The 13,181-nt window shown below is 57.0% G+C and carries 8 protein-coding genes and 1 tRNA gene; 4 read left to right on the top strand and 5 right to left on the bottom strand.

The window, feature by feature from the left end; translation table 11 throughout:
• Positions 1-37 precede the first annotated feature (37 nt).
• The 4 genes from B2952_RS02800 to B2952_RS02785 form a co-directional block, all read right to left on the bottom strand.
• A tRNA-Asp gene (locus B2952_RS02800) sits at positions 38-113 on the bottom strand.
• Positions 114-279: 166 nt separating this feature from the next.
• On the bottom strand, positions 280-2,565 hold the full coding sequence (locus B2952_RS02795) for an HD family phosphohydrolase (protein WP_173381465.1): 2,286 nt from the start codon (positions 2,563-2,565) through the stop codon (positions 280-282).
• Positions 2,562-3,518, bottom strand: coding sequence for a PhoH family protein (locus B2952_RS02790; protein ID WP_290738259.1), 957 nt, complete (start codon positions 3,516-3,518; stop codon positions 2,562-2,564). The genes B2952_RS02795 and B2952_RS02790 overlap by 4 nt, the downstream gene beginning before the upstream one ends.
• Positions 3,519-3,523: 5 nt before the next feature.
• Entirely contained in the window at positions 3,524-3,832 is a 309-nt protein-coding gene (locus tag B2952_RS02785) for a hypothetical protein (protein WP_173365592.1), read from the bottom strand.
• Between the two features lie 69 nt (positions 3,833-3,901).
• Here B2952_RS02785 and B2952_RS02780 point away from each other — a divergent pair, with 69 nt between their 5' ends.
• The 4 genes from B2952_RS02780 (at position 3,902) to B2952_RS02765 (ending at position 12,099) form a co-directional block, all read left to right on the top strand.
• Positions 3,902-5,311, top strand: a complete 1,410-nt coding sequence (locus B2952_RS02780; RefSeq protein WP_349682243.1) for an aminopeptidase P family protein — start codon at positions 3,902-3,904, stop codon at positions 5,309-5,311.
• 84 nt (positions 5,312-5,395) lie between these two features.
• Positions 5,396-8,821, top strand: coding sequence for an MFS transporter (locus B2952_RS02775; RefSeq protein WP_290733895.1), 3,426 nt, complete (start codon positions 5,396-5,398; stop codon positions 8,819-8,821).
• Between the two features lie 52 nt (positions 8,822-8,873).
• A complete protein-coding gene (locus tag B2952_RS02770) occupies positions 8,874-9,764 on the top strand; it encodes a hypothetical protein (protein ID WP_290733897.1) in 891 nt (296 codons plus the stop codon).
• A gap of 136 nt (positions 9,765-9,900) precedes the next feature.
• Positions 9,901-12,099 carry a DUF6055 domain-containing protein gene (locus B2952_RS02765; RefSeq protein ID WP_290733899.1) on the top strand — a complete coding sequence of 733 codons (2,199 nt, stop codon included), beginning with the start codon at positions 9,901-9,903 and terminating at the stop codon, positions 12,097-12,099.
• Positions 12,100-12,195: 96 nt separating this feature from the next.
• Here B2952_RS02765 and B2952_RS02760 read toward each other — a convergent pair.
• On the bottom strand, positions 12,196-13,181 hold a 986-nt coding region (locus B2952_RS02760; protein ID WP_290781494.1), incomplete at its 5' end, for a TrpB-like pyridoxal phosphate-dependent enzyme.

The raw sequence follows: 13,181 nt of genomic DNA, 5'->3' as shown, positions 1-13,181 counted from the left end.
TAAACGAGAAGTCCTCTCTTTCGAGAGGACTTCTTCGCGGGATAGACGAGGCTTGAACTCGCAACCTCCGGCGTGACAGGCCGGTGCTCTAACCAAAATTGAGCTACCACCCCAGAGTGGTTTTGACCGATAAATCAGTCAACGAGCCAAATATATAAATGATATTGCACCTTGTCAAGTGAAAAGGGCGCTTTTTCTTCTTTTTTTTTCAAAAAAAATCCCCGCCTGCTGCGGGGATACTCTTCTGGATGCCTGGGCAGTCCGTTTGGATGCTCGGGGCTATTTCTGGCCGGGGTACTTGACGCGGGTGTGGAATGTGCCGTCAAGGCTGTGCATGAACGCCTTCTCGAGCTTGAAGAGCTCCTTGATGGAGAGGTCGCATTCGCTGAACTGCCCTTCGTCGAATCTGCCGTGGATGGTCGAATGGATCATCGATTCAAGAATTTCGGGGTTCTGGTCCGTCATGGAGCGGCTTGTTGCTTCGATGATGTCGGCAAGCATGAGAATGGCCGTTTCCTTGCTCTGGGGCTTGGGACCCTTGTAGTGGAAAACGGACTCGTCGACGGTCTTTCCCTCTTCCTTGGCGGCTTCGACGGCCTTATGGTAGAAGTACTGGATGAGTGTCGTCCCGTGGTGCTCGGTGATGCCTGCGGCGACCAGGTCGGGAATCTTGTAGTCCTTGGCCAGCACCGCACCCTGTTCCACGTGGCTTACAATAATTTTTGCGGACTGGTCGGGCTCGATGTTATTGTGTGGGTTCACGCCCTGTTTCTGGTTCTCGGTGAAGTATTCGGGGCGCATGGTTTTGCCGATATCGTGGTAGAGCGCCATGACACGTACCAGGAGCGAATTCGCACCGATGCTGTCTGCGACTTTTTCGGCGAGGTTCGAAACCTGGATGCTGTGGTGGAACGTGCCTGGGGCGAGCTCCGAGATACGCTTGAGTGCCGGACGGTTGAAGTCGGACATCTCCATGAGTGTGAGCACGGTCGTGATGCCGAAGATGCGTTCGATAAGGTGGATGAACAGCACGGAGGCGATGGCGGAACAGATGATGATGTTCACGCTGCCTGCGATGAGCGTCTGGTAGAAGGGAATGCCGCCCATGCGGTTCCTGAGCAGGAACATGATGCAGATGGCGCCTGCGAGCGCGACGATTCCTGCAATGATGGACCATACGAACTGGATACGGTAGCGGATGCGGGCGAGCGGCTGGGTGAGGATGGAAAGGACTCCGAACACGGTAATCGTTGCGGCGAGGTCATAGCCGTTGAGGATGCCGAAGAACATGGCCGAGAACGCGGAGAAGGCAATCCCTACGCGCTGCTCGTAGAGGACCATCGCGATGACAGGGGCGACTGCGAAGGGGTATACCCACATGAAGTCGATGCCTTCGGGAATGACGACCATTTCCAGCTTGCTGAGACTGCCGGAGAAGTTGTGCACAATCCAGTAGGCGACGAGCTGAAGCGCCAGGATGACCATGAGACTCCACAGCTGTCTCGGCGTCTTGAGGGATTTTGTCGCGGATGAGAACGCGAAAAACGCGAACAATACGGAAATGATGACGAAGAATACGAGCGCCTGGCCATAGGGAGCCGTGAGGGTGCGCGCGTTCTCTTCTTTCTGCTGGGCCTGCTGGAACGCTTCGAGCTTTTCGAGGATTTCCTTGGTGACGGGGGTGCCCTGCGAGACGATTTCCACGCCGCGCGGGACCATGCCCTTGATGAGGGTGACCTTGTTCCTCGCTTCTTGCTTGCGCGCCTGGGTCTCCTTTTCGAGGTAGAACACGTTGGGAAGCGTAAATACGTACAGGACTTCGTAGAATGCGCTCTGGAGCGCTTGCTCGGTAGGGAAGGCACGCTGTAGCTGGTTGAACGCTTCTTCGATGCTTCGTTGCAGCGGCTGGATTTCGCTGATTTCGACGGTGCTTTCGTCGCTATCCTTGATGAGCGAAACGGTCGGCTTGTTGTAGATGATATACTTTGTATTCTGGAGGTTGTAGTTGTTGTTGAAAAGCTGGACTTCGGTTTCGGTTTTCGCTATGAGCGTGTTCGATACGCCCTTTTCGAGCATGCGGTTGAATGTGGCGAACAGGGAGTCGCGGGCCTTGGCGTTCTGGCTCAGCGGACGGATGGCGGTAATGGAGACTCTCTGCTTGAGCGTTTCGTAGATGCGGCTTGCCTGTTGCACCTTCTTTTGTATGGAATCGTTGCTTTCGTTATTGGCTCCGCTAGCGCTGATTTGTGACTGGAGGTAGCCGTACTGGGCGAGCTTGTGCAGATATTGCTTGAGGTCCTCGCTGATGCGGTTTGTCTCGTCGGTGTTGTACCCGAAGATGGCATTCACCTTTTCTTCGGCGCGCTGGCGTTCGGTCTCGATTTCCTGTTGGGACTTGGGAATGTCAAAATTGAGCGTTGCGACGATGGTGCGGGTGCTCAGCTGCCCGAGGTGCGGGTGTTCGGCTTGTAGCGCGATGTTCTTGTCGGGAAAAAGGAGGATGGCAAGTGCCGTTATCAGCAACCAACCGATAGCGAGATGGATTCTCTTCTGCTTCTTCTTCATTTTCTCTTTTCCTTTGAATCTCTTTGTTCGTAGGCGAGCAGGATGTCTTTTACCAGGTGGTGGCGCAGGACGTCTGTTGCTTCAAATTCGATTCGTGCGATGCCGCGGATTCCGGAAAGGATCCTCATGGCGTGCTCGAGTCCCGATTCCTGGGCGGCGGGAAGGTCGACCTGGGATGTGTCCCCGCAGATGATGGCCTTGCTGTTGGGGCCGATACGCGTGAGGAACATCTTCATCTGGGCCGTGGTCGTGTTTTGGGCCTCGTCGAGGATGATGAATGCCCGCTTGAGCGTTCGGCCTCGCATGTAGGCGAGGGGGGCGACTTCGATGGCGCCGGTTTCCTCGTAGCGGCGGAGTTTCTCGGTCGGGAGCAGCTCGGCGAGGCTGTCGTGGATGGGGCGCAGGTAGGGGGCGATCTTTTCCTTGAGGTCGCCGGGCAAAAAACCGAGTGATTCTCCGGCTTCGACGGCCGGTCGCACGAGGCATATCCTTTCGGCTTCGTGGTTTTCGAGGCTTGCAACCGCAAGCGCGACCGCGAGGAAGGTCTTGCCGGTGCCCGCCGGACCCTTCGCGAAAACGATGTCGTTCTCGCCGACCGCGCGTATCAGCTCGGCCTGCGCGCGCGTTTTCGCGGCGACCGGGACCCCGAACCTGTTCCGGAGGACGGGCGCGGGCGAGAATTCGCCAAGAGGGGGAACGGCGGGCGAGGGGGCACCTAGAAGGCGCGAAACGTCGCTTGCCGAAAGCGGGTTCCCGTTCCTTGCCGCTATCTTGAGCTGGTCGAGCACGGCGAGGAGGCCTGCTGTGTCAGCCCCTTCCTTTTCGCGGATGGTGAGACCGTGCATGCGCGTGAGTATCTCAACACAAAAACGGCTCTCCAGCAACCGGAAAACCGTTTCGTTCTCACCCGAAATCATGCGTTTCAGGTTATCTGAGATGGAATAATGTTCCAAATGGCCTACTCGGCGTCGGGACGTTCCACCGGAATGCCCAACTTGTTCTTGGCATCGAAGATTTCCTTGCGGAGCTTATGGTTCTCTTCGTTGGCGGCCATGGCTTCGTCTTCGGTCTTCTTCAGCTTGTTTTCGTCAATAACTTCCTTGGGCTTGGAAGGCTTGCTGCTGCTTCCGCCTTCGACAGATGCGGCTTCATCGCCGTCATCGCCGCTGTAGCCTTCGCTACCGCCACCGGAGGAGCCGGCACATGCGGTCAAGAGTGCGAACGAAAGGGATGCAAGGATAACTTTCCATTTTTTTGTAAGTGACATTTGTTCAGGCTCCATTCTAGTCTGTGATGCCTAAAATCTATAATAATTTGAAACGGAAAGAGCGCTAAAATGGTAAATTTATGGCGAAATTTTACTTTTCCTGAGGAAAAAATGGCAACAAAGGCTTTTTCTCGACCCTATTCGCAGGTTTTTATCGATTCCCCGCGCTACAATTCCAAAAATTTGTACAAAAAACGCCGTAGGGCCATGTTGAAGGCTCTCGACTCGTTCTGCGTCTTTGCCGGAATACCGGCCGATCCGGGCTCGGAGGAGGCCTATGTGCAGACTTGGAACAAGTTTGTGCAGGAACCGGCGTTTCTTTACCTCACGGGCATCAACCAGGCGGGTTGCTACCTGCTTCTGGACCCTGCAACGGACGAGGAAATTCTGTTTGTGCCCCCGAAGGACCCGTTCAGGGAGTTCTGGAACGGAAGGCGTCTCGGTTTCCTGAAAGGCGATAGCGGGGTCCGGAAGGTGACGGGGATTGCCGACGTGCGTCCCGAATCCGAACTCTGGGACGAGATTGCGATGCGGGCGACGAGGCTCCCGAAGGGTGGGCATGCCTATGCGTATTTCTTCGAAAAGTTCCGCGACGACCACAATGACCGATTCCGCAAGTCGATGCTCAAGGCCTTGCGCGGCATGGATGTTGTGCTCCGGAGTGCGGCTCCGCTGCACTGGAAACTGCGTCTGCCGCTGGAACCGGAACGCATTGTGGATGCCGAGGCGGCCCAGAAGGTGACGGACGGGGCGTTTCGCGAAGTGCTTTCGCGTTTTGGCGAGCTCCGTACCGAACGCGACCTCTCGCTCATGCTCGACTACGAGATGCAGCGCCACAGCGACGGCGACCTTGCGTTCCCGACAATCTGCGCTTGCGGGGAGAACGCCTGCTGCCTGCATTATGTGAAAAACGACGAGCCCCTGCGTGCAGGCGAGATGGTCCTCCTGGACTTCGGCGTGCGAATCGGGTCGCTCCACAGCGATATTTCGCGCACCTTGCCTGTCAACGGGCGCTTCAATCCGTTGCAGAAGCTGCTTTACCGGATAGTGCTCGATGCGGCGAAGGAATACCAGAAGTTCGTGCGCCCGGGCGTGTCGCTGAGGGAAATCGGGAATGTCCCCTGGGATTTTATCATGCAGGAACTCGAAACGCGGCTGGTGCGCGGCGCGAAGGGCTCGTATAAACTATTGTACGACAGGCGGCCGCACGGGGTGAGCCACTTTATCGGGGAACAGATTCACGAGGGCGACCCCGGTTCCCGTTCGCTCGATGTCACCCTTGAACCCGGAATGCTTATCTCTTGCGAGCCGGGACTCTATGGCGAATTTTCGGGCGTTTTCCGCGGCAAGCGCATTTTTGCAAAAATCGGCATCCGCATCGAGGATGACCTGCTGATAACCAAGGGCGGATTCCGCAATATTTCGGAAAATATCCCGAAAGAGCCCGATGAAATCGAACGTTTGATGCCTAGCCGTTGAGGCAAAACGTGCTATTTTCTAAATTTACACCCGAATTGTAATCCTGCGGGGAAAAGCCCCCGCAGGTCAAATTAAGGGTTTTTCATGTGGAAAGTTAGAGGTTCTGTCCGCTATTTCTTATCGATTCTCGCGACAGTGTTTGTTCAGATGGGCGTGTTTATCTATGCCCAAAAGATTCTCTCGGGCTCGTTTACGAGCGCAACCACCGGCCAGACCTGGCAGACGTTCATGCTCCAGATTTTCTTCATCGCGCCTTACGTGCTGATGATTTGGCCCGCCGGTTTCTTCTCGAACCGATTCTCGAAGAACAAGGTGCTCGCGTGGTCCTCCCTGTTCATGACGCTATTTGTTATCGCCCAGGCGGTCCTTGTCACCTGTAACTGCCCGCGAGTGGCTTTCTGGCTTTCTATCGGCCTGTCTTCGGGTTTTGCGGTCCATAGCGCGGCAAAGTACGCGATCATCCGTGAAATGTTCGGAGTCCACCACTTGAGCTACGCGAACGCTTTCCTGCAGATTTTCTCCCTGATTGGCATAATCGCCTCGAGCTGGCTTGCCATCGTTGGCGTGAACCTTATCGACCTTCAGGCGCTCGTGCGCTACGAGGCTGTCGGGGTCATTATTTCGAAGTCTGTCGTGATTCCCTGGATTCTCGTTACGGTGAGCGTGCTCGGTACGGTCGCGAGTTTCCTTATCCCGAAGGTCAAGTACAACGACAAGAACATCAAGTTCTCCGTTGCCCGCCGCCGCCTGAGCTTTGGCTGGCGTCACCGCACGCTCCGTGCCTCCATTATCGCTCTCTCGATGTTCTGGGCTCTTGCCCAGGTGTTCCTGCTTGTGTTCCAGGATGTTTCGGGTTCGCAGACGGTCAACACCATGCAGAACTACCTCGCGTTTGCCGTCGTGGGCCTCGTGGTGGGATCCATCATTGCGGCGCATAACTCGAAGGATTTTATCGAGACGGGCTTTGTGCCGCTTGGCATGATCGGTGCATCGCTCTGCATGTTCCTTATCCCGTTCTTCGTGCATCCGGTGGCGCTCTCTATCCTCTACACGGCAATCGGTATCTTCGGTGGCATGTTCCTCGTTCCGGTGAATGCGCTCTTGCAGTACAACACCCGTCCCAATAATTCGGGCTGGGTCATTGCGCTCGCGAACATGATACAGGCCCTTGTGCTCGTGGTGTTCCTGTTCATCTATTCCTCGCTGGTCCGCTACACGTCTCTTGAACCGCCGTATTACTTTATCGGCCTCGCGCTCATTTCGGTGGGCGTGTTCTACTGGTCCATTCTGAACCTTCCGCAGGCGCTTGTCCGCTCGCTGTTGCGCCTGGTGTTTAGCCGTTACAAGATTCGCGTGCTCAACGTGGGCAATATCCCGAACGACGGTCCGGTGCTCCTGGTCGGTAACCACCACAGCTTTATTGACTGGGCTATGGTGCAGATGGCCTGCCCGCGCCCGCTGTGCATCGCTAGCAACAAGGACCATTTCGAGAAGTGGTACCTGCGCTCCATGCTCAAGCGCTTGGGGAGCATCCGTATCGATAACCGCCATCCCGAAGACGCCATGAAGAAGATTCACGAGAAGCTCATGGCGGGCCACGCGGTGGTGATTTTCCCGACGGGCGAGGTGGCCCGTTCCCCGCACGTTGAACCGTTCAGCATCGACTATTCGAAGGCGGTAGAGGGCACCGACGCTCAGGTCGTGCCGTTCTACATCCAGGGCCTGTGGGGCTCCAACTACAGTTATAGCGGTTCCGACATGTACGGCGCTTCTGCGGAACGTACCGTGACCGTCGCATTTGGCGAGTCCATTCCCGCAACTACACCGGCAAACGAGGTCCGCACCATCATCCGCAACATTTCCATAAGCGCCTGGAACTATGCGGTCTCGTTCGTGAAGCCTATCGGCGACAGCTGGATTCGCACCTACAAGAAGTACGTGAAGCACGGCCCTGCCATATACAATCCCGATGGCGGGCACTTCTCCGGCTTCAAGCTGATGGGCGCGGTTATCGCATTCAGCAGGCACCTGAAGAAGATTCTTGGCCCCGACGAGAAGAACGTGGGCATCATGTTGCCGCCTTCTCCGGCAGGCGTCATCGTGAACCTCGCTCTCTGGCTTTTGGGCAAGACGAACGTGAACCTGAACTACACTTCGTCTGTGGACAACGTAAAGTTCTGTGCCGCCCGCGCCGACGTGAAGACGGTGATTACGAGCAGGCAGTTCGTGGAAAAGCTCAAGATGCGCGGGAACGACTACTCGCAGATTGCAAGCGACAAACTCCGCATTTTCTATGCGGAAGACTTCATGAAGGTTATCCCGAAGGCGAAGATTGCGTTCTACCTGGTCTTCTGCATTATTGCACCGTGCTGGCTTATCAAGTTCTGCTTCCGCAAGCGAGTCAAGCTGGACGACATTGCGGCCATCATGTTCAGCTCGGGTTCCGAGGGAACCCCGAAGGGCGTGATGCTGAGCCACAGGAACCTCATGGGCAACATCCAGCAGCTCGCCTGTATTTTCAACGTGACCCGCGCCGACGTGATGCTTTCGGAACTCCCGCTGTTCCATAGCTTTGGCCTTACCGTGACTACGCTGTTGAACCTCACGGAAGGCTGCCCGATTGTAACCGTGGCCGACCCGACCGACGTGAAGACGATGGCGCGAGTTTGTGCGGAATTCCGCGTGACTGCGTTCGTGGCGACCCCGACGTTCTTGCGTGCATTTACGATTAGCCGCTACGTGCACCCGATGGCACTCAAGTACGTGCGCCTGATTATCGCCGGTGCCGAAGCCCTGCGCCCCGAACTTGCTACTGCGTTCCGCCTCAAGTTCGGTAAGGAAATCTACGAGGGCTACGGCTGTACCGAGACCGCCCCGGTGGCAAGTATCAATACCGAGAACAACCTGCACAGCGACTACATGACCATGCAGGTGAACAACAAGCCGGGCACGGTGGGCATGGCGCTCCCGGGCTCGCAGTTCCTGATTGTGGACCCCGATACGAACGAACCCCTGCCTACGGGCGAGGCGGGTATGATCCTTATCGGTGGCTGCCAGGTGATGGTGGGCTACCTCAAGGACGAGGAACGCACCAAGAGCGTGATTACGATGATTAACGGCAAGCGCTACTACCGTACGGGTGACAAGGGCTACCTCGACGAGGACGGCTTCCTCACGATTGTGGACCGCTACAGCCGATTTGCCAAGCTCGGTGGCGAGATGGTGAGCCTCGGTGCAGTGGAAAAGAAGATCCAGGATACGCCGGTGCTCGAGGGCTGCGACTACGTGGTGACCTCCATTCCCGATTCCGCGAAGGGTGAGAAGATTGTACTCCTTTACCAGGGTGATAAGGACCCGAAGGACGTGCTTTCGGAACTGCGCGCAAGCGGATTCCCCCCGATTATGCTGCCTGCGGTGGCGTATGCGGTGGAGAAGGTCCCGAAGCTCGGTACCGGAAAGGCTGACTTTACCACAGCTAAGAAACTCGCGAAAGAACTGGCGGGAAAATAATTGATGATTGATAGTTGATGATTGATGATTAATTGTTGATGGTTGACAGTTGATGATTGATAATGCGAAAAATACGGGTTTGACTCCGGTACGGACGGCGCGGCTGATTGCCTGCGTGATAGCGCTTGTGGGCATGGTGTTCCTGTTTATTGAACGCGCCCTCTCGGCAGTACTCGTGATGGCTACCGACGGTGTAAAGCTCGGGCTTGCCCGCTACAACAACTTCACCGGGCGTTTCGCCTCGCAGAACTTTGCCGAGGACAAACAGCTTCTTTCGCTCCTTAAGGAGGTTCAGGGCTTGCTTCCGTCTGCCGAAAGCGCCCTGGCCGTATTCATGGTGATAGCGATTGTCCTGCTTGTAATCGCGGCGCTGGGGCTTGCCCTGCCCAAGCAGTTCGTGCATGTCCTTGTGGCGCTCAGGCTGCTCAAGTGGGAAACGGGCGAGGCCGCCCCGGAAGAGTCGGGCGAATCCCTGCGCGAAGTCATTGCGAAGGTGGGGAATGTCCCGCTCAAGAAGATTGCCCTGCCGGTTGCTGTCGTGGTGGCGGTTGTGGTTGCCTTTTTTGCAGTGCGTAGCTGCCACGAGACGGTGAAGGCCGCGTCGGTTTCCGATTCCATCGCGGAAATGCAGCAGAAGGCCGTCGAGTACATGGAAGCCCAGAAGGCGTTTTACGCGAAGAGCAAGGCGGTTGGCAATGCGGCGGCCCTGCAGATTCCCGACTCGCTATCGACAAGCGCATTTGACTACAAGGTAACGGGCGGCCGCTTTACTGCGGTTTCGAAGGTACTGTTGGAAAATTGCCCCGCGGGGAGCAAGTGGAGCGTGAGCGCCTCTACGAAGGGGTTCTTCGAGAAGGAGCTCGTGCTGTACCGCAGCGCCCCGAAGGACAGCGCCTGCGCGAAGCTCACCCCCGACTTCAAGAAACTGGGGCGCAACCAGTAGTTTCTGCACGGATTTTACACGCTTTTGGGCCCGGAATATTCCGGAGCCCTTCTTTTTTTGCGCAAAAAAGGATAAATTCACTAGTAGCCGATGCGGGTGTGTCGGAATTTTTGTGCGGTATTAATTGGAGTACGCAATGAAATTGAACAGGATGTTGGTTGGGTTTGCCGTGGCGGGGTTGGTTTCGAACGCCGCGGCCATTGAGTGGGTAAACCAGTGCGCAAGCAACGGCTTTACGCTGATTGCTGAATCGGAGCATTTCGAGGTCTGCAAGAAGCCCAAGACGGATGACGGGCAGGCAAACAACGTGTCTATCCCTACGGCGGATGCGCAGGGCGTGCTTCAGTCGCTCGAGAAGGTTTTCTCGTTCTACATCGATTCGCTCGGATGGATGCTCCCGTTCCCGAGTAGCCCCGATAGGAAGCTCAAGAGCAACATCTACGTGTTCGACAACTCCGTGATGGCGGCGCTCTACGGCGGGCAGGACTACGTGAAGGGCCTGAATGGCGAATACGGGCCCGGCATGTGGATTGGCGTGGGCTCGTTGAAGGATTACTGGGGAACATCGCACGAGTTTGCGCACGGCCTGCAGGGAGTGGCGGGCTGGATGGGCAACAACAGCCATTCGGGCTGGTTTGCGGAATGCCATGCGAACTGGATGGCGCACCAGTACAACCCGAACGACGCCCACTGCGCGGAATACCTTATCAACTACCCGTTCCTCTACTATGGCTCTACGCGTGACCGTTACTGCAACTGGCAGTTCTTCGAACACCTCAAGGAGGAATTCGGCGGCGGCAACAAGGGCGCGCACGAGGTGAACCGTATATGGATGGAATCCATCCGCGATGGGGAAGCCGGCCGCATGGAGCAGACTCCGTTTACGGCCATGATGAAGGTTTACGGCTGGTCGCTCGATAGCCTGAACCAGCAGTTCGGCAAGTTCGCGATGAAGAACGCTACGCTCGAGTATGCGCCCGCGAAAAAGGCGTTGTACAGGAAGTCCTGGGGCGATTACGAATTTGCGACGAGGCGCGAGGCTTCGGGCTGGGGCGACAATTACCGCAGGCACCCGCGCGTGACCATGCTGAACAAGATGGACGATGGCCATTACATTTCGCCAAGCTACTGGGCTCCGCAGCGCTGGGGCTACAACCTGGTGCGCATCTACCCCGAAAAGGCGGGGACGGTCACGGTCAAGTTCCGCGGAATCGTGCAGGATAAGCCGACTGTGAACGGCTACACCTGCTTTGGCGACAATACGGATTACTACAAGGGCAAGACGTACAGGTGGTGCAACTATGCGCCGGATGCGTTGCCGGACCCGGCTTCGGGCTGGACGGTCGGCCTTGTTGCGGAAGGCAGTGACGGTACGCCGCGCTACAGCGAGATGAAGCATGGCACGGGATTCAATCTGGAAATCGAGACGAAGGCAAACGACAAGGCCTTATGGCTGGCCGTAACCGCAACGCCGACCGAGATGCAGACGATTCTCTGGGACCAGTTCTACTACAGTATTTACCGCTACCCGTACATGATCGAAGTCGTAAACGGCGCTCCCGAGGGTTACAACAAGGATTTCTGGAAGCCTTCGAATGCGAGCGGCTACAAGCAGCATAGCAACGGCGGTGGCCTCGTGAGTAGCAAGGCGAAGGTCGATGCGAGCGTGTACGTGGGCCCCGACGCGGTCGTGAACGGCGGGACGATTAGTGGGAACGCGCGAATCGAGGATTTCGCGGTCATTAACGGCGGGACAATTAGCGGGAACGCGACTGTCCGCGGGCGTGCGCTCGTAACCGCGGGTACAATTTCCGACGATGCCGTGCTCGAAGAAGACGCTTGGCTCGTGAGCGGTACCATCAGCGGGCACGCGAAGGTGGGGGCGATTTCGATTATCGTGAACACCACCGTGACGGACTACGCGCAGGTCTATGGCGTGATGTGGGCGGTAAACGGCAAGAAGCTTTCCGGCACGGCACAGCTGCGCGGCGACCTCGAGAACAACTTCACGAAAGAACTTACGAAGGGCGTGTTCTATGGCATGGTCGACGATGGCATGCTGAACAATGCGAACTATGGCGCGAACCTCACGACGCCTCCGACCGATGCGACCGCAAGCATCGAGAACGCCGAATGGTACGCGGTCGCCGACGATTCTACGTCGGTAGGCCCCGGGGACGATTCGACGACGGTTAACCCGGTTCTTACGGGCAAGCGTGCTGTGGATTCGCAGAAACCGCGACTCTACTTTGACTCGAAGGAACAGTCCCTGTTTGTCCGCGTCAAGAAAAACGGACGCGAGTACCGCTACCGCGTGACGGGCCGCAAGAATTAAGGAACTCCTTGAATATGAAAAGTCCCGGACTTTGGATCCGGGGCCTTTTCAATTCTGAAAGATTCCCGCTCGGAGGCGGGGATGACAAATTAGGGATTAACCCTGAACCTGCGGAAGCTGGGCGAGGCTCTTGGCGATATCTTCATCCGTCGGGATGTAGTCGCTCATTTCGCCGTCGTTGAACTTCTGGTAGGCAACCATGTCGAAGTAACCCGTACCGGTGAGGCCGAACACGATGTTCTTGGCCTGGCCGCTTTCCTTGCACTTGAGGGCTTCGTCGATGGTGGCGCGGATAGCGTGGCTAGATTCCGGAGCCGGGAGGATACCTTCGGTCTGGGCGAAGAGCTTTGCGGCTTCGAACACCTTGGTCTGTTCCACGGACGTTGCGCGCATGAGGCCCTGATCGTAGAGTTCAGAGAGGATGGTGCTCATGCCATGGTAACGCAGGCCACCAGCGTGGTTGGCGGACGGCATGAAGCTGGAGCCGAGAGTGTACATCTTGGCGAGCGGGCAAACACGACCGGTATCGCAGAAGTCGTAGGCGTACTTACCGCGAGTGAGGCTCGGGCAGCTTGCCGGTTCCACGGCGAGAATATCGTAGTCGGCTTCGCCACGAAGCTTTTCGCCGACGAACGGGCTAATAAGGCCACCGAGGTTAGAGCCACCGCCTGCGCAACCGATAATGAGGTCGGCTTTCACACCGAGCTTGTCGAGAGCGGCCTTGGTTTCGAGACCGATCACGGACTGGTGGAGGAGCACCTGGTTCAGCACGGAACCGAGAACGTAACGGTAACCCGGCTGCTTCACGGCTGCTTCCACGGCTTCGGAGATGGCGCAGCCGAGACTACCCGTGGTGCCCGGGAATTCGGCGTTGATCTTGCGGCCGATGTCAGTCGTCATGGACGGGGACGGCGTCACGGAGGCTCCGTAGGTGCGCATGACTTCGCGGCGGAACGGCTTCTGTTCGTAGGAGACCTTCACCATGTAGACCTGGCAGTCGAGTCCAAAGAATGCCGTAGACATCGAAAGGGCGGTGCCCCACTGGCCGGCACCCGTTTCGGTCGTCACGCCCTTGAGGCCCT

Origin of the sequence: Fibrobacter sp. UBA7003, from assembly GCA_002449765.1 — a bacterium.
GTDB lineage: Bacteria > Fibrobacterota > Fibrobacteria > Fibrobacterales > Fibrobacteraceae > Fibrobacter.
This window is presented reverse-complemented; position numbering and strand designations above follow the sequence as displayed.